This is a genomic window from Shewanella sp. KX20019, assembly GCF_016757755.1.
GTDB lineage: Bacteria > Pseudomonadota > Gammaproteobacteria > Enterobacterales > Shewanellaceae > Shewanella.
Genome location: NZ_CP068437.1, coordinates 3,125,764 through 3,147,889, shown reverse-complemented (window position 1 = coordinate 3,147,889; position 22,126 = coordinate 3,125,764). Strand labels below are relative to the sequence as shown.

At 43.1% G+C, this 22,126-nt stretch carries 18 protein-coding genes and 7 tRNA genes; 20 read left to right on the top strand and 5 right to left on the bottom strand.

From position 1 onward, the window contains the following. Window positions 1-41 precede the first annotated feature (41 nt). On the bottom strand, window positions 42-1,361 hold the full coding sequence (locus JK628_RS13840) for a Na+/H+ antiporter family protein (RefSeq protein WP_202285211.1): 1,320 nt from the start codon (window positions 1,359-1,361) through the stop codon (window positions 42-44). A gap of 317 nt (window positions 1,362-1,678) precedes the next feature. Between JK628_RS13840 and JK628_RS13835 the strand changes: the two genes are divergently transcribed. The 3 genes from JK628_RS13835 to JK628_RS13825 all read left to right on the top strand — a co-directional run bounded on the left by JK628_RS13835 (window position 1,679) and on the right by JK628_RS13825 (window position 4,214). Continuing rightward, window positions 1,679-2,284: a peroxiredoxin gene (locus JK628_RS13835; RefSeq protein ID WP_202285210.1), complete on the top strand. Its 606-nt coding sequence runs from the start codon at window positions 1,679-1,681 to the stop codon at window positions 2,282-2,284. Window positions 2,285-2,726: 442 nt separating this feature from the next. Beyond that, window positions 2,727-3,602 carry an alpha/beta hydrolase family protein gene (locus JK628_RS13830; RefSeq protein ID WP_202285209.1) on the top strand — a complete coding sequence of 292 codons (876 nt, stop codon included), beginning with the start codon at window positions 2,727-2,729 and terminating at the stop codon, window positions 3,600-3,602. Between the two features lie 189 nt (window positions 3,603-3,791). Beyond that, window positions 3,792-4,214 carry a nuclear transport factor 2 family protein gene (locus JK628_RS13825; protein ID WP_202285208.1) on the top strand — a complete coding sequence of 141 codons (423 nt, stop codon included), beginning with the start codon at window positions 3,792-3,794 and terminating at the stop codon, window positions 4,212-4,214. A gap of 161 nt (window positions 4,215-4,375) precedes the next feature. On the opposite strand, the gene rnt is transcribed toward JK628_RS13825, so the two are convergent. Further along, complete coding sequence (gene rnt / locus JK628_RS13820; RefSeq protein WP_202285207.1) at window positions 4,376-5,062, bottom strand: ribonuclease T; 687 nt, start codon at window positions 5,060-5,062, stop codon at window positions 4,376-4,378. 140 nt (window positions 5,063-5,202) lie between these two features. On the opposite strand from rnt, the gene JK628_RS13815 reads away from it, so the two are divergent. From JK628_RS13815 to JK628_RS13735, 17 genes are all read left to right on the top strand, one after another. Continuing rightward, complete coding sequence (locus tag JK628_RS13815) at window positions 5,203-6,072, top strand: flagellar protein MotY (RefSeq protein WP_202289825.1); 870 nt, start codon at window positions 5,203-5,205, stop codon at window positions 6,070-6,072. Between the two features lie 636 nt (window positions 6,073-6,708). Then, the gene (locus JK628_RS13810; RefSeq protein ID WP_202285206.1) at window positions 6,709-8,865 is read left to right on the top strand and encodes a prolyl oligopeptidase family serine peptidase; all 2,157 of its coding nucleotides are present in this window, start codon (window positions 6,709-6,711) and stop codon (window positions 8,863-8,865) included. A 390-nt stretch (window positions 8,866-9,255) separates the two neighbouring features. After that, window positions 9,256-9,654: a tol-pal system-associated acyl-CoA thioesterase gene (ybgC, locus tag JK628_RS13805; RefSeq protein ID WP_202285205.1), complete on the top strand. Its 399-nt coding sequence runs from the start codon at window positions 9,256-9,258 to the stop codon at window positions 9,652-9,654. Further along, entirely contained in the window at window positions 9,644-10,333 is a 690-nt protein-coding gene (gene tolQ, locus JK628_RS13800) for a protein TolQ (RefSeq protein WP_202285204.1), read from the top strand. The genes ybgC and tolQ overlap by 11 nt, the downstream gene beginning before the upstream one ends. Then, the gene (gene tolR, locus JK628_RS13795; protein WP_202285203.1) at window positions 10,333-10,770 is read left to right on the top strand and encodes a protein TolR; all 438 of its coding nucleotides are present in this window, start codon (window positions 10,333-10,335) and stop codon (window positions 10,768-10,770) included. The genes tolQ and tolR overlap by 1 nt, the downstream gene beginning before the upstream one ends. Beyond that, window positions 10,770-11,705, top strand: coding sequence for a cell envelope integrity protein TolA (gene tolA / locus JK628_RS13790; RefSeq protein ID WP_202285202.1), 936 nt, complete (start codon window positions 10,770-10,772; stop codon window positions 11,703-11,705). Before tolR ends, tolA begins: the two co-directional genes overlap by 1 nt. Window positions 11,706-11,714: 9 nt before the next feature. Continuing rightward, the gene (tolB, locus tag JK628_RS13785; protein WP_202285201.1) at window positions 11,715-13,043 is read left to right on the top strand and encodes a Tol-Pal system beta propeller repeat protein TolB; all 1,329 of its coding nucleotides are present in this window, start codon (window positions 11,715-11,717) and stop codon (window positions 13,041-13,043) included. A gap of 23 nt (window positions 13,044-13,066) precedes the next feature. Then, complete coding sequence (gene pal / locus JK628_RS13780) at window positions 13,067-13,603, top strand: peptidoglycan-associated lipoprotein Pal (RefSeq protein WP_202285200.1); 537 nt, start codon at window positions 13,067-13,069, stop codon at window positions 13,601-13,603. A gap of 23 nt (window positions 13,604-13,626) precedes the next feature. Continuing rightward, window positions 13,627-14,343, top strand: a complete 717-nt coding sequence (gene ybgF / locus JK628_RS13775) for a tol-pal system protein YbgF (RefSeq protein ID WP_202285199.1) — start codon at window positions 13,627-13,629, stop codon at window positions 14,341-14,343. A 195-nt stretch (window positions 14,344-14,538) separates the two neighbouring features. After that, window positions 14,539-14,614, top strand: a tRNA-Lys gene (locus JK628_RS13770). Window positions 14,615-14,670: 56 nt separating this feature from the next. Beyond that, window positions 14,671-14,746 (top strand) — tRNA-Lys (locus tag JK628_RS13765). A 55-nt stretch (window positions 14,747-14,801) separates the two neighbouring features. Then, window positions 14,802-14,877 (top strand) — tRNA-Lys (locus JK628_RS13760). 55 nt (window positions 14,878-14,932) lie between these two features. Continuing rightward, window positions 14,933-15,008: transfer RNA gene (locus JK628_RS13755), tRNA-Lys, on the top strand. A 55-nt stretch (window positions 15,009-15,063) separates the two neighbouring features. Then, window positions 15,064-15,139: transfer RNA gene (locus JK628_RS13750), tRNA-Lys, on the top strand. Window positions 15,140-15,194: 55 nt separating this feature from the next. Further along, window positions 15,195-15,270: transfer RNA gene (locus tag JK628_RS13745), tRNA-Lys, on the top strand. A 65-nt stretch (window positions 15,271-15,335) separates the two neighbouring features. Further along, window positions 15,336-15,411, top strand: a tRNA-Lys gene (locus JK628_RS13740). A gap of 1,212 nt (window positions 15,412-16,623) precedes the next feature. Further along, a complete protein-coding gene (locus JK628_RS13735; protein ID WP_202285198.1) occupies window positions 16,624-17,769 on the top strand; it encodes a DcaP family trimeric outer membrane transporter in 1,146 nt (381 codons plus the stop codon). An 82-nt stretch (window positions 17,770-17,851) separates the two neighbouring features. Here JK628_RS13735 and JK628_RS13730 read toward each other — a convergent pair whose 3' ends face one another. The 3 genes from JK628_RS13730 to acs form a co-directional block, all read right to left on the bottom strand. After that, window positions 17,852-18,118 (bottom strand): GrxA family glutaredoxin, encoded by a 267-nt coding sequence (locus tag JK628_RS13730; RefSeq protein ID WP_202285197.1) that lies wholly within the window; start codon window positions 18,116-18,118, stop codon window positions 17,852-17,854. A gap of 95 nt (window positions 18,119-18,213) precedes the next feature. After that, window positions 18,214-19,956 carry a DEAD/DEAH box helicase gene (locus JK628_RS13725; RefSeq protein ID WP_202285196.1) on the bottom strand — a complete coding sequence of 581 codons (1,743 nt, stop codon included), beginning with the start codon at window positions 19,954-19,956 and terminating at the stop codon, window positions 18,214-18,216. 152 nt (window positions 19,957-20,108) lie between these two features. Then, window positions 20,109-22,061, bottom strand: coding sequence for an acetate--CoA ligase (acs, locus tag JK628_RS13720; RefSeq protein ID WP_202285195.1), 1,953 nt, complete (start codon window positions 22,059-22,061; stop codon window positions 20,109-20,111). Between the last annotated feature and the right edge of the window lie 65 nt (window positions 22,062-22,126).

The window sequence follows — 22,126 nt, the reverse complement described above, 5'->3', positions numbered from 1 at the left end:
TAGAACCTAGAACCTAGAACCTAGAACCTAGCATCTAACACCTAGAGCACCATGGCGGCAATCCAACCAAACACTAACAGCGGAATGTTGTAGTGAATAAATGTTGGAATAACACTGTCTCTGATATGGTCGTGTTGTCCATCTGCATTCAGACCAGCCGTCGGGCCTAAGGTTGAGTCGGATGCCGGTGAGCCTGCATCACCTAACGCTGCAGCAGTGCCCACGAGTGCAATAGTTGCGGCAACTGAGAAGCCAAAAGTCAGCGCTAGTGGCACGTAAATAGTGGCAATAATTGGGATCGTTGAGAACGATGAACCAATTCCCATGGTGATCAACAGACCTACCAGTAACATCAAGAATGCAGCTAATGCTTTGTTGTCACCGATGATATCGCTAAGTGAAGCCACTAGAGTACTGACATCGCCTGTTTCTTTAACTACAGCGGCAAAACCAGCAGCAGAGATCATGATAAAACCGATATTGGCCATCATGCGCACGCCTTGGTTAAATACATCTTGGTCGGCGACATGTTTAAGTGCACCAGAGAAACTAAAGATGATAAAGCCGATGAGCGCACCGAAAATCATTGAGCCGGTATAAAGCTGGGTGACAAGCGTGGCGATAATCGCAATCATCGCGATGGCAATATTACGTTTATTGACCCCTTCCTCTGGCTCAGCGGTCAAGATCAACTGCTCTTCATACTCCCGTGGTTTACGATAAGTGATAAACACTGCAATCAATAAACCAGTAATCATCCCCAAAGCGGGCAGTAACATTGCTTGGGGGATCTGAGAGCGAACGGCTTCCAAGCCATTATTGTTAAGGTTTGCCAGCAATATATCGTTGAGGAAAATACCGCCAAAACCTACAGGTAAGATCATATAGGTGGTGACTAGACCAAATGTCAGTACACAAGCGACTAAACGTCGATCCAGCGACAGTTTGGACATCAGGTGCAATAAAGGCGGGATCAAAATAGGAATGAACGCAATGTGAATTGGCAAAATATTCTGTGATGATATAGCCATTGTCAAAATAGCCAATAATAGCGCCCAACGCACTTTTTTGATGTTTTGGCTAGACTGCTCTTTACCTAAAGCGCCAATCATCTTGCGAGAAATAAGTGTGGTGAGTCCAGAATGAGACAAGGCTACTGCAAAAGCGCCAAGCAGTGCATAGCTAAGGGCAATCTGAGCACCTCCACCTAAACCGGTATTAAAGGCATCAACAGTTTGTTGTAACCCCATCCCTCCTACTAAGCCCGCCACGAGAGCGCTAATGGTGAGAGCAATAACTACATTTACTCGAGCAAGGCTTAAGCCCAGCATTAAGCAAACGGCAATGACGACAGCGTTCATAATATGGTTAATCTTTTTCTTATATTTAAAGTAGCTGCTATTTTTGCCTGTTAACAGCACTGATGTCCAGTACCACTGTGCTATATCTTGATTTCGATGTGAGTTGTGAACCCGCTGTAGCTTTAATTGCATATAAAGTGTAAATATCAGTACTAATAATAAGGGGATGCTGACGGCATTCTAGCCAGTTAACAGAATAATGATTTAAAAAGGTGATATTGATCTCAAATAGCTTGTGTGAACTAAAACACTGCCTATAATGCCTTTAGATTTAAAACGAACCAGCGTTTTTAGCAATCCATAGATGGAGAAATAAAATGAGTGTATTAGTAGGCCGTCCGGCTCCTGATTTTACTGCTGCTGCGGTACTTGGTAATGGTGAAATTGTAGATACCTTTAACTTGTCTGAAGCAATCAAGGGTAAGCCAACCGTCTTATTCTTCTACCCACTAGACTTTACATTTGTATGTCCTTCAGAGTTGATCGCTTTCGATCACCGTATGGACGAGTTCAAAAAGCGTGGCGTTGAAGTTATCGGTGTTTCTATCGATTCTCAGTTTACTCATAATGCATGGCGTAACACTCCTATCGACAAAGGTGGTATTGGCCAAGTTCAGTACACCTTGGTTGCAGATGTTAAGCACGAAATCTGTAAAGCATACGATGTTGAGCATCCAGAAGCCGGTGTTGCCTTCCGTGGTTCTTTCCTAATCGACAAAGAAGGTCAAGTTCGTCACCAAGTGGTTAACGATCTTCCACTAGGTCGTAACGTTGATGAAATGCTGCGTATGGTAGATGCACTTCAATTCCACGAAGAGCACGGTGATGTGTGTCCTGCTGGTTGGGAAAAAGGCGACAAGGGTATGGACGCAACAACAGAAGGTGTTGCCTCTTACCTAAGCGACAACGCAGATCAGCTATAATATTTGCGTTTAGTTATTAGAAAGCCGCGTTTAAACGCGGCTTTTTTGTGTCTGCGATTTAATGCAGACACTTTTGTTTCTATATTTTAGATAAGAAAAATCACGATCGTGGCGCTTCGCCCATTCTAGTAATAAAGAGTAGATCCAAGGGGAAAACGCTAGTCCCCGCACTTGATTTCATAAGAGGTAATCCTCAGCGCCCCGGCGAAATTTCTGAAAAGCGAAACTTCCAACGGGGGAGATTGCTGTTATTCCTACAGATTAAAATTGTTCGGAAGTGGCACAAATTTATAAACACAGCCCTATTTTACGACTGAGCCAGTTTACTGGGGTTTACCGCATTTAAGATCCAAAGGTCGCATGCAGTATATTAAAAAAGTTGCAGCTGGTATGACCTCTATTGTAGTGTTGTAAAAATGTTGCGATATTTAGCGGGCTTGAAATGAATGATTTTTCCATCGAAGACGTAGAGGTTTATTGCCAAGACGATTACAAACTTGCAGCCACCTTATTTAAACCCCGCGGTAAGGTGAAAGGGGCGATATTGATCGGCCCAGCCACTGGGATCTCGCAGCGATTTTACAAGGGGTTTGCCGAGTTTTTAGCTGGGCATGGTTATGCCGTGATCACCTTTGATAACCGCGGTATTGGACTGTCATTATCGGGTAAAGTTAGTGCTAGTAATGCCACATTGCAGTGTTGGGGCGAACAAGATATGCCAGCCATTCTTGAGTTCCTCAAAAAAAGCTATCCAGATAGTGCTTATCATTTGATTGGTCACAGTGCGGGTGGGCAATTGGTTGGTTTAATGCACAATGCCAGAGATCTCAACTCAATCTTCACTTTTGCGAGCTCTTCCGGTCGGTTAAAAAACATGAAAATGCCTTACGCCTTAAAAGCGCATTTTTTTATGAATCTATTTATTCCTGTGAGTAACTTGCTTTTTGGCCATACTAAATCGCAGTTGCTTGGCATGGGAGAGCCGCTGCCTAAAGGCGTTGCCCAACAATGGCGTCATTGGTGTAATGGTCAGGGTTATGTAAAAACAGCTTTTGGAAAATCGATACATACTCACTCGTACAATTCGCTTTCGACGCCGTCACTGTGGGTAAATGCAACCGATGATGATATTGCTATTGATATCAATGTGACAGATATGTTGGCTGTGTTTGAAAACATGAATGCTGCAACAATGACCTTATCGCCTGAAGCTAACAATTTGGGTGAAATAGGGCATATGAAGTTTTTTAGTCGCAAAGCGAGTCATTTGTGGCAGCACCCTTTAATGTGGTTAGAAAATCATACGCCTTCGTCATGAATATGCGGGAGTGGAGTCTGAGGGCTCCCCATGAATTTAACTGCATGATTGTGGAGCCAGAACTAAATTCTGTAGCAATTTTAATTGCCGATTACCAAGCAGTAAATCGAGCCACCCATACCGAATTGTATTGTTGATCTATTGTGAGTGGCTATATTTATATTAGATCTTAAATTCGGAAGGTGTTACATGACAGAACAACAAGAAATCAAATCTACTTTAGAAGATTATGCAAAAGCATATTGTGCTAAAGATATTAATGCCTTGATGCATGTTTTTGAGGATAGCAATGATATTTCTGTCATTGGTACTGGTGCTGACGAACTTTGCGTAGGAAGACATTCTGTTAAGGAGTTGTTCCTTCGAAATTTTGCTGAAGCTACTGCAAGTGAATTTGAGTGGCAATGGTCAAAGATAACTATTTTAAATGATTATGCTGTAGTTGCTATTTCATTAGCGATTCATCTTGACTCCCCGAGTAGTAAATTAAAAATTCCAATTCGTTGGAGTGTGGCATTAAGAAAAACAGATAGGTGGGTATGGTTACATAGACACGCTTCCTCACCCGCCTCAAACCAAGATAAAGGGCAAGCATACCCTCAAGAAGCATAAGTTTTGGGTAGGTAATTATAACAAAAGACAATGTGAGACGATTTTTCGATAAGTCCTGAGTAATTGGCGTTCTTTGATCTTAACTCCAAGCTCAAATTTAAAACATAAAAAAGCCGCATTATTTGCGGCTTTTTAATTAGCGATGAAAGCTAACCTTACGGCTAGGCTTCAGGTTTAACGTCTACTTCCGCCACATCTTCTGACTCAGACTCGTCGGCGATGTATGGCCAGCCGCCGAGTGACTTCCAGCGGTTGACGATTAAGCAGAACAGTTCCGCGGTGCGCTCTGTGTCATATAACGCCGAGTGGGCTTCACGGTTATCAAATGGAATGCCTGCCATTGCGCACGCTTTCGCCAATACAGTTTGGCCGATGGCAAGACCTGCAAGTGCAGCTGTGTCGAATGTGGCAAAAGGGTGAAACGGTGTGCGTTTAAGGCCATTACGCTCGATGGCTTGGCTAACAAAGCCATGATCGAATGCGGCATTATGGGCCACAATAATACTGCGATGACACTCTGAGGCTTTTTGGGCTTTTTTTACCTCTTTAAATATCTCTAGAAAAGCTTCTTTCTCACTTACTGCGCCGCGAAGCGGGTTAGTCGGGTCAATACCGTTGAATGCTAACGCTTCTGGTTCGAGGTTAGAACCTTCAAATGGCTCGATGTGATAATGCAGCGTCTTATCTAAGCCGATTATGCCGTCGTCATCCATCTTTAACATAGTGACTGCAATTTCTAGTAGCGCGTCGGTCTTTGAATTGAACCCGGCTGTTTCAACATCGATAACCACTGGGAAGTATCCTCTAAAGCGGTTTTTCAATTTGTTGGGGTCGAAAGTGTCAGTCATTAAATTTTCCAAAAAGTTAGCAGGTGCCTATTATGGGGCAACAGATAATGACTGTCATGTTCGTTTGGTCGTTTTATAAGCTAAAGAAAGATAATTTTGTGCCGATAGAGTGTAGTGACTCAATTATAGAGAGTAGTTTTATGCGGCTTAGCGTTCTTTTTGCGACATTAATATGCTTCCCCTTTTTTGCCAACGCTGATTTAAAGCAATATGTGGCTTCATTAGAAGAGTCTCAGTGGCGCGTGAGCGGCAATAATCCGGTAATGTGTCGTCTTGAGCACGATATCCCTTCCTACGGAAAAGCTGTTTTTACCAGTATTGCGGGTAAAAACCATAATTTGAACTTTACTCTCGATATGTGGGTTAAACCTGACCAAGTCACAGAGGCTAAGTTAATGAGCATGGCGCCGGCATGGCGACCAGGTGTGGTTTCAAAAGAGATCACTGAGCTGACCTATCAGAAATATTTTAGTGGTGAAGTGCCGCGTAACGCAGCTTGGTCGATGTTGGCCGAACTTGAGAGCGGTATGCAACCTACTTTTTATTATGCTGATTGGTACAACGAGAGTAATAAAATAGCGGTTGGCTTGTCTGCGGTAAACTTTAGGCGCCAATACGCGCAGTTTAAATCTTGCTTGTCGACACTACTGCCTTACTCTTTTGAAGATATCGCCTTTACAGTGCTCACCTACGAGTCGGGTGGCACGGAGTTAACACGTTATGCCAAGGCACAAATTAGCAAGGTACAAGAATATCTAGCCTACGACCAAAATGTTGATCTAGTATTAATTGATGCTTACACCGATAGCTATGGTGGTCGCAGCGCTAACGAAAAGGTGTCGGTACAGCGCGCAGATTCAGTGAAAGAGCTGTTTGTGGCTAGCGGTATTCCACAGAGTCGTATTCACACCATGGGTCATGGAGAGCGTAGACATGTGGCATCAAACCTAAGCATTGATGAGCGCGCCAGAAACCGCAGAGTAGTGATTAGAATAAGTAAACCGCTTTAAGCATTTAACCTAGGTGCTCTTGTTACCTTAATCACCATATTAGCCCTGTTTATATAGCGGGGCTTTTTGTTATTTAGGCATTGGTAAAAAAAAGATAAAAAAAAGCCCGCTTACAAAAGTAAGCGGGCTGCAAAAATATATGATTTGCAATCAACAAATTGAAGGAAGGAAGTCAAGCTAAGAACCAGGGATGTAACTTCCGTGGATAACCACCAAAGTTTAAGAGTTCTTTGTTTCCGAATCTGCTAGGCAGACACTTCCTGAAAACGAGACGAATTATAGAGCGAGGATGCTAACCTTACAAACTAGAATAATTGAATGTCATCATTAGTTTTACTAATGTGTTGGTGGCGGGTTTTTGACGGTTTTATCGCTCTAGAGGCTACTTAACGAGTCCTTAGTCACGTTTTATGCATAATTCTACATAATATATAATTAATCTATGTTGCTAGATTATTAATGATGGAGCCGTGACATAAGCCAAGCTAGGGCTACAACAATTTTTTGCGCTGTTTTTTATTAGTTTGTATAGTACATCTTGAAAATGGCCATTTATGGCAACTTAATAAAAAAGCTTACCTAGTCAGGCAGTTCAGGTGTGTTGCACTACGGATAAGTGAATCAGGGATATAAATAATGCGAATTAATTCTTTTTTTGCCAAAAGACAGTTATTGGCTATCGGATTAGGGGTTGCCATCGTCGGGTGCCAATCACCATCTGTTGAAGAACCACAGGCCGAAGCGGTTATAGCGGGCCAAGATAGCGTCATTGAAACCATTCATGGTGTTCAGGTAGCTGATCCTTACCGTTATTTAGAAGTTGAGTCAGATAAAACTCTGCAATGGGTGAAGCAGCAACAGCAAGATGGCAAAGCTTACTTAGGTGCTATTGAAAACAAACAAGCCATTGTCGATCGCATCACTGAACTGTGGAATTTTGAGAAAATTTCTGCGCCAAATGAAAAGGGCACTAACACTTTTTACTATCGCAATAACGGCCTGCAAGCCCAGTCCGTTTTATTTGTGAAAGATGCCAAGGGTAACGAGAAAGTGCTACTTGACCCGAATACGTTTTCATCTGACGGCACTATTGCGCTGTCGGGTACGTCGGTCAGTGATGATGGTAAAACGTTAGCATACGGTATTTCCAAATCAGGTTCTGATTGGCAAACCTGGCACTTTGTCGATATTGCGACGGGAAAGAAGTTAACTGATCAGCTAGATTGGATAAAGTTTTCCAGTGCGGTGTGGAATAGTGATAACACTGGCGTCTATTACGCCCGTTATGATGCGCCAAAGGGAGGAAACGCACTCGCTGATGTGAACTTTAATCAAAAAGTGTATTTTCATAAAATAGGCAGCAGCCAGTCAGCAGACACCTTGGTATATGAAAGGCCACAAAACAAAGATTGGGGCTTTGGGATTGAAGTGACTGAAAAAGGCGATTACCTGTTGCTTTATATCTCGCAAGGTACTGACAGCCGCAACCGTTTCTTTTATAAATCATTGAAAACTCCTCAAGCTGAAGTAGTTGAACTTATCCCTGACTTAGAGGCGGAATATAGCTTTATTGGTAACGATAAGTCGACTTTCTACTTTAAAACAGATTATCACGCGCCAAACGGCAAAGTGATTGCCATTGATGTGAATAAAAGCGCTAAGGACAATTGGCAGACCATTATTCCTGAGCTAAAAGACCCGATAAGCAATATTGCTATCGTTAATGATCATATCGTTGTCAGCTACCTGCATGACGTTCTTGGCAAATTAACGATTTACAGCATGAATGGTGATAAGCGCCAAGACGTTGCTTTACCAGGTAAAGGAAAGGTTGCTGGGCCTTATGGTAAACGCAGTAAAGATTACTTCTACTACGTATTCAATAGTTACACTCAACCGCAAACTACTTACAAATTTGATTTCAAAACGGGGAAGTCAACACTTTACTCCAAACCAACCGTCTCATTTGAGCCTGATAATTACACGTCAGAGCAAGTGTTTTATCGCAGTAAAGACGGTACTAAAGTGCCGATGATGATCTCATACAAAAAAGGCTTGATTAAAGACGGTAACAATCCGACCTTGCTATATGCTTACGGTGGTTTTGCTATTTCATTAACCCCACGTTTTAGCCCTGCAAATATCGCATGGATGGACATGGGCGGTGTATACGCAGTGCCTAACTTGCGTGGTGGTGCTGAATACGGTGAAAGTTGGCATCAAGCGGGTATGTTCGACAAAAAACAGAATGTTTTTGACGATTATTATGCCGCTGCTGAGTACTTGATCAATGAGAACTACACTAACACTTCTAAGCTAGGTGCTTACGGCCGTAGTAATGGTGGTTTGTTGATGGGCGCAGCATTGACTCAGCGTCCAGAACTGTTTGCAGCTGTGCTGCCAGCGGTAGGTGTGTTGGATATGCTACGTTTCCAAAAGTTCACTATCGGCTGGGCATGGACTAGCGAATACGGTAGTGCCGATAACGGCGAGCAGTTCCCTGCTTTATATGCCTACTCGCCATACCACAATGTAACAGCACAATCTTACCCTGCTACCATGGTGATGACTGCAGATCACGATGACAGGGTTGTACCACTGCATAGCTTTAAGTTTGGTGCCATGATGCAAGAGAAACAGCAAGGCGATGCGCCTGTTATCATGCGAATAGAGTCGAAAGCGGGCCACGGCGCTGGTAAGCCGACGGCGATGAAGATTGATGAGTTTGCTGATATTTATAGTTTTTTATGGCATAACTTTGGTCTAAACATCCCTGCCAAAATTGCACAATAGGTTTTGATTTGGTTTTAGGACTAGGTTTAGACTCAGAAGTTAGTTGATTAGAAGGGGAGCTCAGGCTTCCCTTTCTTTTGCTCAAAAAACGATAGCTAAGCACCTTAGTTAAAGAAAGGATAACCAGTAGTACTATATGAAGAAGAGCAGCACAAACGGTGGCAATACCGTTAATACTGGCGCAATTAACCGAAGTTAACTCTATCATTGGTCAGCATGCCGAATTATCCATTTTGAGTTAGCTTGGGTATAGATGTAATAATCCTTTAAGATTATTAACAATATTTTATGAAGAACCACTCGGCTTATCACATATCGCCATTCCCAATTGCATACTGGCTAGGTATAGTAGGCCTCTTATTTTATCTGATTAAATGGCGATATCATTATATGTTTCGTTGGCCTATTTCCGTTTATTACGAAGATACTGATGCGGGTGGTGTTGTTTATCACTCCAATTATTTAAAGTTTTTTGAGCGCGCGCGAACCGAATGGTTACGGGCGATGGGCGTGAGTCAGACAGCACTGCTTGCCGACGATATCGCCTTTGTTGTAAAGCGTGCAGCAGTGGATTTTTGTAAAGCTGCCCGTTTTGAGCAGAACCTTATGGTCGAAACAGAGGTCATACAACTTAAGAAAGCGTCGTTGGTGTTTAAACAGCGTTTAATTGATGAACAGGGCGTTACGTATTGCGAGGCTGAAATTTTAGTTGCCTGCGTCGCATTATCACGTATGAGACCCCGAGCCATTCCGCAAAATATTGCCCAGGAGTTTAACGGTGGAAGCTGATATTTCTTTTATTGGATTATTTTTACAAGCAAGTTTTTTAGTTAAATTTGTAATGTTGACCTTACTTAGTCTATCTATTGCCTCTTGGGCTGTGATCCTTCAACGTCGTAAATTATTAACGGTAGCAAAAAAGGAAGCACTCAAATTTGAAGATAAGTTTTGGTCGGGTGTTGATCTCAATAAACTCTATCAAGAGCTGTCTGCGCGCCAGGATCGTAACATAGGTCTTGAAGCGCTGTTTGTGACTGGTTTTAAAGAGTACGCACGTTTGAATAAATTAAACGGACGAGTGCCTGAAGCGGTTATGGATGGTAGTTACCGTGCCATGCGAGTCTCACTTTCTCGTGAAATGGAAAAGCTTGAAACTCATTTACCGCTATTGGCAACAATAGGTTCTACTAGCCCTTACATTGGTCTGTTTGGAACGGTTTGGGGGATCATGAACTCTTTTATTGCCCTGGGTGCGGTTGAAAATGCCACGCTTGCCATGGTCGCGCCTGGTATTGCAGAAGCCTTGATTGCAACGGCAATGGGCCTGTTTGCCGCTATTCCTGCCGTCATTGCTTATAACCGCTTCTCTACTCAAGTGGATAAGATAGAGATGTCTTACGCCAACTTTATGGAAGAGTTCTCAAGCATCTTGCATCGCCAAGCATACAGCGAGAAGGAACAGGCATAATGCATCAAGGCTACCAAAGGAAGCGTCGTCGCCCCGTCGCTGAAATTAATGTGGTGCCCTATATCGATGTGATGTTGGTACTTTTAATTATCTTTATGGTGACTGCGCCGATTGTAACCCAAGGGGTTAAAGTTGATCTGCCCCAAGGCGCCGCAGAGTCTTTACCTGCTGATAGCAAGCCACCAGTGGTTGCGTCAATAGATGCCATGGGTGAGTACTATTTAGATGTGGGCAGTTCGAGTACCAAAGAGGTACTTGAGCTTGAAGAAGTTGCTATTCGCGTTGGCGCGATTATTCAATTGGAGCCTGAGCGTCCGGTAGTTGTTAAAGCTGACCGGAGTATTGCTTATGAAAAGGTGATCCAGCTAATGGTGACGCTGCAAGGGGCTGGGGTGCCTTCTGTAGGATTGATGACAGATTCGCCGGAGGATAAGTAGTGGCGGCTAAATCAGAATTAACCATTCCAGTGTCAATTTCAGCTGGGATTCATATTGGCGTGATAGTTATTCTAGCGTTAGGGGTAGATTTTTCTGACAAGCCTAAACCTATACCGCAGGCTAGTGCGCCAGCAGTGCAAGCGGTAGTGGTTGATCAGCAAAAAGTCGCCGAGCACGTTGAAAGGTTAAAAGCACAAAAGCGTGAAGCTGCACGTAAAGAGAAAGCTCGTCAAGATGACGCCGATAGGCGGGTACGTGAAGCTCGAAAAGAGCGCGAACGCGAGCAAGCACAAATTAAAAAGTTAGAGCAGCAACGTAAGCAGAAAGAGATTGAAACCAGAAATGCTAATGACGCCGCTAAAGCGGCTCAGTTAAAGCAAAAACAGGAAAAAGAGAAAGCAGCGAGAGCGGAAGCGGATCGTAAGCAAAAAGATAAGGAACGCAAAGCGTCTGAAGAAGCTGCGAAAAAAGCGGCTGATAAGCGCAAAGCAGAAGAAGCTGCAGCTAAGAAAGCCGCAGATGAACGTAAGCGTAAGGCGGAAGCTGAACGTAAACGCAAAGCTGAGGAGCAAGCACGTCGGCAGCAAGAGCAGATGATGCAAGATGCTTTGGCTGCAGAGCAGGTCGCACTGTCGCAAACGCGTAATAAACAAGTTACGAGTGAAGTAGATCGTTATACATCAATGATTATTGCAACGATTGCTCGTAATGTGCGACAAGAAGAGTCCATGAGAGGGAAGAGTTGTAAGGTGTTGGTGCGTCTGGCAAAAGATGGTTTTGTTACGACCAACCGTATTATTGAAGGTGATCCTGCTTTATGTACGGCAACACAATCAGCTATTCAAAGGCTTCAAAAGTTACCAGTGTCGAGTGAGCCAGCGGTATATGAAAAGCTTAAAGAACTAAATATTATTTATAGACCTTCATTCAATTAAAGGAGTCACATGAAGATTTTGGGACAATGGCTACTTGCAAGCCTGCTCATTTGTACCATGCCTGCTAAAGCGGCATTAGATATCGTTATTACCGAAGGGGTTGATGCTGCAAGGCCGATAGCAGTGGTTCCGTTTGTTTGGCAAGGCACAGGCCCTATGCCGTCACAAATATCCGATGTTGTTATGTCAGATCTTGCGCGCAGTGGTACATTTAGCCCCTCAGATGAGTTGAGTCTACCGCAGCGTAATATCAGTACATTAGCGCAATTTGATGCTAAGGCTTGGATGGCACAACCTGCCGAAGCAGTTGTGATGGGGTCAATCAAACCTTATGGCGCTGACAAATACTTGGTTAGCTTTGAGCTAATCGATTTGGTCAAAGCGCAATTACAATCTGATATGGGTCCACAAGCAGCAAAAGATTTAGTGATCGATAGCCGCGAAACTGTGATTAGTGCTGCACAGTTTAGACAGTATGGGCATCGTATTAGTGATGTAGTTTACGAGAAATTAACAGGTATTCGTGGTGCATTCCTAACGCGTATTGCTTATGTTGTTGTCAAGCATGGCGAAAAGTCACCTTATCAGTTGATGATCTCCGATTACGATGGCTATAACGAACAGATGTTACTACGTTCCCCTGAACCATTGATGTCACCATCATGGTCTCCAGATGGGCAGCAACTCGCCTACGTGAGTTTTGAAAATCGTAAAGCGGAAGTGTTTGTACAAAACATTTATACCCAGGCGCGTAAAAAAGTCACTAGCTTTAACGGTATTAACGGCGCTCCAGTGTTTTCTCCTGACGGTAAAAAGTTAGCGGTGACGTTGTCGAAAGATGGACAGCCAGATATTTATGTCGTCGATATCGCAACCAGTGCTGTAAAGCGTGTGACAAATCATTACGCAATTGATACTGAACCGTCGTGGTTCCCTGATGGAAAGTCACTGCTATTGACGTCTGAGCGTGGCGGTCGCCCTCAGCTATATCGAGTGTTTTTAGATTCTGGTAAGATTTCTCGCTTAACGTTTGAAGGTGAGTGGAACCTCGGTGGATCAATTGCACCTGATGGACGCAGCATTGTTTTTGTAAATCGTACTAATGGGAAATTCAATATCGCAAGAATGGATCTTGAAACCCGATTTATGCAAGTTTTGACGAGTACACGACTCGATGAATCACCAAGCCTGGCACCTAACGGTACTATGGTTATTTACGGAACAACATACCAAGGTAAACAGGTATTGGCCGCAGTTTCTATGGATGGACGTTTTAAGGCTAGATTACCCGCCGGACAAGGTGAAGTTAAATCACCTTCTTGGTCACCATTTCTCTAACTATAAAGATTAAGGATTTTAAAATGGATCTGAATAAGCTATTTAAAGCCATGTTAGTCGTACTTCCTATTATGGCTATCAGTGCCTGTAGCTCGACTTCTGAGTCTGAAACAGATGCAACTAGCTCTACTGAAACATCAACAAGTGAATCTGCTAACAATGGCGTTGAAACTGGCGGTGTCGCGCCGGTATTAACACCACATGAACAGCAGCAGCTTAAGTTTCAAGAGCTAAGAAAAGAACACATCATCTATTTTGATTTTGATCGCAGTTCAGTTTCTCAGCAATTTGCTGAAGTGTTAGAAGCCCATGGTGACTATCTTGTTGAACATCAGAATGTTCGAGTGATGATTGAAGGTCATGCTGATGAGCGCGGTACACCTGAGTACAACATTGCACTAGGCGAACGTCGTGCTAAAGCGGTGGCTAAATACCTACAAGGCATGGGTGTTCAACCTAGCCAAATGAGTATTGTTAGCTACGGTGAAGAAAAGCCAATGGATCTTACACGTACTGATGATGGTTTTGCTAAAAATCGTCGTGCTGTACTTGTATACTAATGTTTAGGTAAAAGGTTTACCCTATGAAATACGCCGTGATATCAGCGGCAATCATCCTAGCGAGTGCAGCGAATGCTGCACCTGCTCCAGTTGAGGATGTTGCTGGTGGCTCTTCAGACGATAGAGTGGCTCGTCTAGAGCGAATTGTAAAAGCTAAACAGCAAACTGAATTTGCTATGCAGCAGCGTTTAGACGCTTTGCAACAAGAAGTCCTCGATCTGCGTGGATTAAGTGAGCAACAGTCTTATCTAATAGAGCAGATGCTGCAAAGACAACGTCAGCTGTATGAAGATATTGCTAATATCTCGAGTAAGCCCTCAGCTCCTATGGTCGCATCAGGTGACAATAGTAGTGCTAATTCTACATTAGGTGAGACGGCTAGCTATGAGCAAGCTGTAAATCTAGTACTTAAAGAGAAAAAGTACGAAGCTGCCATTCCTGCTTTTGCCAAATTTATAGAAAACTACCCGAATTCCAGTTATGCACCCAATGCTAACTACTGGTTAGGTCAGCTACTCTATAATAAGAGCGAGTTTGTTGCTGCGGCTAAGGCATTTACAACTGTGGTTGATAAATTTAAGGATTCAGGCAAGCGAGGCGAGAGTTTAGTTAAGCTTGGTATGATTTCTGAGAAAACTGGTGATAAAGCCAGAGCGAAAGCTTATTACCAGAAAGTTGTGAAGGAATATGCTAATAGCGCAGCAGCCCGCATTGCACAGCAGCAACTTTCAGCACTTTGATTGCGATTTATTCAAAAAACAATCTCTTAGACTGTTTTTCATGCAAACGATGAAAAATGGGAAAATTGCACTTGCATGAGCAAATGAAAAAGGTATTATAGGCGCCCTCAGAGAGACACCGTCTTCCAGAGGGCATCTAAGCGAATTGTTTAGTTAATCTAAATAAAGCGTTAATGATGTAAGCAATACCAGAAAGGGCCGTTAGCTCAGTTGGTAGAGCAGTTGGCTTTTAACCAATTGGTCGAAGGTTCGAATCCTTCACGGCCCACCACTTCTGAGGTGGATTTGCTTCAAGGCAGATGAATTCAGAAAATGTAATACCAGAAAGGGCCGTTAGCTCAGTTGGTAGAGCAGTTGGCTTTTAACCAATTGGTCGAAGGTTCGAATCCTTCACGGCCCACCACTTCTGAGGTGGATTTGCTTCAAGGCAGATGAATTCAGAAACGCAATACCAGAAAGGGCCGTTAGCTCAGTTGGTAGAGCAGTTGGCTTTTAACCAATTGGTCGAAGGTTCGAATCCTTCACGGCCCACCACTTCTGAGGTGGATTTGCTTCAAGGCAGATGAATTCAGAAACGCAATACCAGAAAGGGCCGTTAGCTCAGTTGGTAGAGCAGTTGGCTTTTAACCAATTGGTCGAAGGTTCGAATCCTTCACGGCCCACCACTTCTGAGGTGGATTTGCTTCAAGGCAGATGAATTCAGAAACGCAATACCAGAAAGGGCCGTTAGCTCAGTTGGTAGAGCAGTTGGCTTTTAACCAATTGGTCGAAGGTTCGAATCCTTCACGGCCCACCACTTCTGAGGTGGATTTGCTTCAAGGCAGATGAATTCAGAAACGCAATACCAGAAAGGGCCGTTAGCTCAGTTGGTAGAGCAGTTGGCTTTTAACCAATTGGTCGAAGGTTCGAATCCTTCACGGCCCACCACTTCTGAGGTGGATTTGCTTCAAGGCAATAAAATTCAGAAAATGTAATACCAGCATTACCAGAAAGGGCTGTTAGCTCAGTTGGTAGAGCAGTTGGCTTTTAACCAATTGGTCGAAGGTTCGAATCCTTCACAGCCCACCACTTTCTGTTTCAATCGTAAACTGCAATATCTTACTTCGTTTACTCACCACTTCATAGATTTACTCCATTTTCAGCTACTCTATTTTATTTCCGATTGATAGAAATTTTATGCTATCTAGATTTAGCTGTTAGTTCAGTTGCTGCTGGTATTGATGAATAGGCAGTTGGCTTGCTCTTTCTTATCCAATTGGTCGAAGGTTCAGATCCTTCACAGCCCACCACTTTCTGTTTCAATCGTAAACTGCAATATCTTACTTCGTTTACTCACCACTTCATAAATTTACTCCATTTTCAGCTACTCTATTTTATTTCCGATTGATAGAAATTTTATGCTATCTAGATTTAGCTGTTAGTTCAGTTGCTGCTGGTATTGATGAATAGGCAGTTGGCTTGCTCTTTCTTATCCAATTGGTCGAAGGTTCGAATCCTTCACAGCCCACCACTTTCTGTTTCAATCGATTACCGCAATAAACTACTTCAAAATCTACTTCAAAAGTCTACTCGCTTTTATCTATTCTATTTTCAAGACTGAAAATGCCAAATATGCAACCAAAACGGTTGTTGTTCGTTTTATCAGCGCGGTTCTCGTCATGTATATTACTCGATAATGTGTATGCAGCATTTATGTAATAGATAAAACTGGTGAAACCAGCTATTTCTGCCTTTATCTGCATATCGGTTATTTTAAGTAAGCTTTCTTCCTAATAATCTTTATTCACCACTCCATTTCTTTTTATGAAAAATATTATCAGGTAATCATTCTAACGAAAATTTTAAGCTGTATACCAAATAAAAACTGTTGATAAAGTTGGATAGAGGAAACTGGAAAAGACTCAATGAAATAGTTTAGAGTTTTTATTAATGAGATGACAACAGTGTTACACATTTTTTGCAGTGCAATGTCAATCTAGATTGACATGTGGAAGTGGCTGTTTTAACTGAGTAATTGGTTGCCTTGTAACGTACTTTCTAGATATCCCCCTATTTGTCTTTCAGCAAAATCTAAAATTTCATTAATGACTTATCCTCCAAAAAAACGGTACTAATTAACACTTTGTATAATTCTTTACTAATATTAGCGGCGTCGAATGCGAATGTGATTAATTTGTAATGGTTGTTCTACCTTTGTCTGATAGACCTATTGCTAATGTTGACTTGTTGTTAAGTCGGTCATATTTCGTAAGGATAATAAAAAAATATGGGAGAAAGGGAATGAAACAAGCAAAACTAAGCGTTCTTTGCGCCGCAGCGATTGCGACAATGAGCGTCAGTGCATATGCAGAGACAGATTTTAAGTTCGGTGGTTATGTAAAAGCTGATGTTATGTTTAGTGACTACAGTAATGGCGCACCTGATTCTGGAAACCTATCTCGTCAGTTTTATGTACCAGGCACTATTTATGGTGACTCAAGCAGAGGCAACCAAGTCGTCGATTTTCAAGCAAGAGAGTCACGCTTCAACTTTAAATCGTCTACTGATATTGATGGTCATAAGCTGGTCGGGTTTATTGAACTTGATTTTATGACTCATACCGACGGTAACGAGCGAGTATCAAACAGTTACTCTCCTCGTATTCGCCAAGCTTTTCTCAGTTTTGACAACTGGGCAGCTGGCCAAATGTGGACCACCTTCCAAAACCCAGGTGCATTGCCTGAAAACTTAGACTTTGTTGGTGCTGCTGAAGGTACGCCGTTCGTGCGTCAAACCATGGTTCGTTACACCAATGGTGGTTTTCAGTTCTCTGCTGAGAATCCAGAAACGACTTTAAACGGCTACCGCGATCCAACTGGCGCCCGTATCACAAGTGGCAGCGGCATGGTGCCTGATTTTGTCGCGCGCTACAACATGAAAACAGAAGGTGGAGCAGCCTTTACCTTTGCCGGGCTAGCACGACAGCTTAATATTGAAAAAGACGATCTAGACTCAACGACATTCGGTTATGGTGTGAGCTTTACAGGTGTTATTCCTGTTGGGCAAGATGATATTAAAATGTCAGCGACCTATGGTGAAGGTCTAGGGCGTTATATGGCGCTTAACTATGCCAATGCTGGTGTGTTGGACGCTAATGGTGATATAGAGGCTATAAGCTCATATGGTGGCTACATCTCTTACCGCCACTGGTGGAATGATAAATGGCGTACTAGTATCACGGGGTCAGGTTTTAAAGCTGATAACGAGGTCAATTTAATCGGTAATAATGTTAACAAAGATTCTTACTCGGGTTACATCAACTTACTATACTCACCGGTGAAGCCACTGACTGTGGGCGTAGAGTATATGTATGCTAAGAACACCAAAGAAAATGGCCTTGATGGTGAGCTAAATCGAGTGATTTTCTCAATGAAATATGTGCTTTAGTCGAGGGTAGATAGGTAACTAGATTAAATGTTACCCACAAAAAAGGAGGCGATAGCCTCCTTTTTTATTTAAAGCGCTTAAATTATGCTGCTGGCATTAATTCGTTGTTTCTAACATACTGCTCAAATTCAGTACAGCCACCAACATGGTCCTTATCGACAAAGATCTGCGGAACGGTTTCAACTGGCTTACCTACTGTTTTTTCTAAATCGGCTTTGCTGATCCCCTCTGCGTGAATATCAACATATTTAAACTTGAAATCATCACGTTTTTCAGTAAGTTGCTCTGCAACTTGTACTGCACGAACACAATAAGGACAACCTGGACGACCGAAAATAACAACAAACATAATAATTCCTCTAAAATAGCTTGAACACTTTATAACATAGGCAAGAGATTAGTTCTAATCGATATTTAAACTCGGTTTAATCGCATTACTGATTTTTATTCTAATTCAGAAGGTTGTGTTTGATAGCGGCCTTGGTAATCAAAGATAGATTCCAGCAGATCCCAACCTTTTTTACTTTTCTTCAACAACAATAAGTCGGGCTTTCTAAAACAGGACTCATCAGCAGCAAGTTGTTGTGCAGAGCTATATTTTTTATGTTTCATTCCCGGTGTTTTACTATGTGGAAAAATAAACAGTGCAAATACCGCTCTAATTTGAGCCGCTGTTTGCATTTTGAAGTAGCGACAAAAGTCATTACCCTCTATATCGATATAGCGCACAATTAGACGGTCGCCATCAGGTTCTAACAGCATGCTTTGACACTTAAAAAGGTGATGATGCTTCTGTTGTAATACCTCTTTGAGCCTTTTATCAGGATCAACTAACACAGATTGGCAATGGCTACATACCTTGGCGGCAATATCATTCTCTTCGCCGCAATTAGGGCAAGACTTGGAGCGAAATCTAAAATCGCACTGCTGTTTGCCGTCAATGGTTTCGATTAATGCTTGGCAACGTCTACCAAAATGCTCAATGATATCGCCATCATCATCGGTTAAACCCCAAAAAATATTGGCAAAATCACACACAGGGCAGTGCACTTGAACTGGCTTGCATTTGCTATTGGGTTTAGGTTGACCGACTTCAGGATAGAAAAGGTCATAGCCGTTGGCTGCATAATCAATAATAAGGCATTCAGTTTTATTCTTATCAATCCTTAAACCACGGCCAACCATCTGTTGGAAAAGGCTTACCGATGCGGTGGGACGCATTATGGCAATAAGATCAACGTGGGGGGCATCAAAGCCTGTGGTTAAGACGGCAACATTGACAAGAAACTTTATCTGCTTAGCTTTAAAGGCATTGATGAGCAGATCTCGGTCTTCTCGAGATGTCTTGGCGGTAACGAGTGCAGGGTTATTACCCGCAAGTTTAGCCATTATCTCCTCTGCATGTTTGACCGTAGCGGCAAAGATAATCACGCCCTGTCGATGTTTTGCCAGTTCAATTAGTTGCTTAACAATAGCAGTAGTTGCACGGCCGCAGTGATTGAGCAGTGAGTTTACTTCTGACTCGTTATATTCGCCTGTTGGCGATGAGGTGAGTTCGCTAAAGTCGTATTGAGCGCTAAGGCCATCAAACATTTTGGGTTGGCTTAGAAAGCCTTGTTTGATCAGCGGCCGCATTGGCAGCTCGAATATGCACTTCTCAAATACAGGTTTTTCAGTATTACCTATTTTCCCGTGATAGTGATGGCGATAGATCCAACCTAAATCGAGACGGTAGGGGGTCGCTGTCAACCCTAATAATCTCATTCTACTATTTTTTGATCTTAGGTGAGTGAGCAGTTGCTGATATTGACTGTCTTTCTCTGGGCTAACACGATGACACTCATCGATGATGATGAGGCTATAGGGTTCATCAAACTGTTCGGGTTGTTTTACTGCAGATTGAATGCTGGCCACGACGGTTTTGCCACTGGTGGACTTCTGATTCAAGCCAGCTGAATAGATCGAAGCTTCAGTGGTCAACAGCCCTACTTTTTCGGCATTTTGCGCGACAAGCTCTTTAACGTGGGTTAATACCAGTACCCGTCCTTTGGCTATTCGAGCGAGTTCTGCGATAACGATGCTCTTACCTGCACCTGTAGGCAAGACAAGCACTGCTGAGTCGGCACTTGCTTTAAAATGACTGATGGCGGCATCAACCGATTGTTGTTGGTAATCTCTAAGTTGCACGAGTTAGTTTCCGTTTGGCAAACCATTGGAGTAGAGCAGATAGCGAAATCATCACACAAATATGCAGTGAGGATAAGTAAAATTTTGGCTTGTTTATTAAAGTCATAAAAAAAGCCCCTCAATGAGGGGCTAGGGAAGGTAAAACTTAACCATTACTCACTGCGGTTGAGTCGAGACTCAATAAGCGTGTCAATCACTGCTGGATCGGCAAGTGTTGAAGAGTCACCTAAGTTGGTCACTTCATTGGCGGCAATCTTGCGTAGGAATCGACGCATGATCTTGCCTGAACGTGTTTTAGGTAGACCGCCTGCATATTGGATTAAATCGGGCGTAGCCAATGCACCAATCTCCTTTCTAACCCATTGCCTAAGCTCTTGACGCAGCTCTTCGGTTTCTACGGTGCCTCGAGTAAGGGTCACGTAGGCATAGATACCTTGACCCTTAATGTCATGTGGGTAACCCACTACGGCAGCCTCAGCGACTTGTTCATGAGCCACTAGCGCACTTTCAACTTCAGCAGTACCGAGTCGATGACCAGATACGTTAATAACATCATCAACACGGCCAGTGATCCAGTAGTAACCATCTTCATCACGTTTTGCACCGTCGCCTGTAAAGTACATACCTCTAAAGGTTTTAAAGTATGTCAGTACAAAGCGTTCATGATCGCCAAATACGGTTCGCATCTGTCCAGGCCATGAATCTAGAATAACTAGATTACCTTCATTAGCGCCCTCAACGATGTTACCCATGTTGTCAACGAGTGCGGGTTGGACACCAAAGAACGGACGGGTAGCAGAGCCAGGTTTAGTGTCTGTCGCTCCCGGTAATGGGCTAATCAAAATTCCACCAGTTTCAGTCTGCCACCAAGTATCAACAATAGGGCAGTTCTCATGACCAATAACATCGTTGTACCAGCGCCATGCTTCTGGGTTAATCGGTTCGCCTACTGAACCCATAATGCGTAATGAACTACCATCAAAGTTATCGAACTGCTCTTTACCTTCGGCCATTAGCGCGCGAATGAGTGTCGGGGCGGTATAAAGGATATTAACTTTATGTCTATCAACCATTTCGCCGAGTCGCGCTGGTGTCGGATAATTCGGTACACCTTCATGGATTAATACGGTTGCACCATTGGCTAGCGGACCATACACCATATAGGAGTGACCCGTGATCCAACCTACATCGGCAGTACACCAATACACTTCGCCGTCTTTATAATCGAATACATATTCGTGAGTCATTGCAGCGTAAACCATGTAACCACCGGTGGTGTGTAACACCCCTTTTGGATTACCGGTTGAACCTGAGGTATATAGCAAAAACAGTGGGTCTTCAGCGCCCATCTCTTCAGGAACACAATACTCAGATGCTGTATCCATCAATGAATTCCAGCAGATATCCCGACCTTCAACCCAGTTGACGTCACCACCAGTGCGCTTCATGACAATGACTTTTTCAACGCAGTCTACATCTGGATGAGCTAGCGCCTCATCGATATTGGCTTTAAGAGGAATAATACGACCCGCTCGTAGTCCTTCATCGGCGGTGATCACCACTTTAGAATTACCATCAATAACGCGAGATGCGATTGAATCAGGTGAGAAACCACCGAATACAACAGAGTGAATGGCACCAATACGAGCACAGGCAAGCATGGCTACGGCCGCTTCTGGCACCATAGGCATATATATTGTGACGACATCGCCGCGTCGTACCCCTTGGCTGCGAAGGGCATTAGCAAATTTACAGACATCTGTGTGTAACTCACCATAGGTGATAGTGCGCTGATCTTTAGCATCATCGCCTTCCCAGATGATAGCGATCTTATCGGCGTTGGTTTCTAGATGTCTGTCTAGGCAGTTAGATGATGCGTTTAACGTGCCATCATAAAACCATTTTATAAATAAGTTATGGTCATCGAACGAAGTCTTCTTTACCTTAGTGAAGGGATTCATCCAATCGATACGGTTGCCGTGTTCTCTCCAGAAACCTTCAGGATTTACAATCGACTCCTGATACATTTTTTTATATTGTTCGTCATTTACAAGTGCGTTTTCAGCGATTTCACTTGGAACTTTGTAGAGAGACTGCATGCTCATTGGGCTTCCCTTATCTAATAATGCGTGAGAAGAGTATGAATTGTGTGAGGGCTACATCTCTATTA

Coding starts and splice junctions, on each gene's coding strand:
- tolB (WP_202285201.1), top strand. CDS start 11,715: ATGAAGATTTTGGGACAATGGCTACTTGCAAGCCTGCTCATTTGTACC.
- ybgF (WP_202285199.1), top strand. CDS start 13,627: ATGAAATACGCCGTGATATCAGCGGCAATCATCCTAGCGAGTGCAGCG.
- ybgC (WP_202285205.1), top strand. CDS start 9,256: ATGTTTCGTTGGCCTATTTCCGTTTATTACGAAGATACTGATGCGGGT.
- pal (WP_202285200.1), top strand. CDS start 13,067: ATGGATCTGAATAAGCTATTTAAAGCCATGTTAGTCGTACTTCCTATT.
- JK628_RS13840 (WP_202285211.1), bottom strand. CDS start 1,361: ATGAACGCTGTCGTCATTGCCGTTTGCTTAATGCTGGGCTTAAGCCTT.
- JK628_RS13815 (WP_202289825.1), top strand. CDS start 5,203: ATGCGGCTTAGCGTTCTTTTTGCGACATTAATATGCTTCCCCTTTTTT.
- tolR (WP_202285203.1), top strand. CDS start 10,333: ATGCATCAAGGCTACCAAAGGAAGCGTCGTCGCCCCGTCGCTGAAATT.
- acs (WP_202285195.1), bottom strand. CDS start 22,061: ATGAGCATGCAGTCTCTCTACAAAGTTCCAAGTGAAATCGCTGAAAAC.
- JK628_RS13835 (WP_202285210.1), top strand. CDS start 1,679: ATGAGTGTATTAGTAGGCCGTCCGGCTCCTGATTTTACTGCTGCTGCG.
- JK628_RS13730 (WP_202285197.1), bottom strand. CDS start 18,118: ATGTTTGTTGTTATTTTCGGTCGTCCAGGTTGTCCTTATTGTGTTCGT.
- JK628_RS13830 (WP_202285209.1), top strand. CDS start 2,727: ATGAATGATTTTTCCATCGAAGACGTAGAGGTTTATTGCCAAGACGAT.
- JK628_RS13810 (WP_202285206.1), top strand. CDS start 6,709: ATGCGAATTAATTCTTTTTTTGCCAAAAGACAGTTATTGGCTATCGGA.
- JK628_RS13735 (WP_202285198.1), top strand. CDS start 16,624: ATGAAACAAGCAAAACTAAGCGTTCTTTGCGCCGCAGCGATTGCGACA.
- JK628_RS13825 (WP_202285208.1), top strand. CDS start 3,792: ATGACAGAACAACAAGAAATCAAATCTACTTTAGAAGATTATGCAAAA.
- rnt (WP_202285207.1), bottom strand. CDS start 5,062: ATGACTGACACTTTCGACCCCAACAAATTGAAAAACCGCTTTAGAGGA.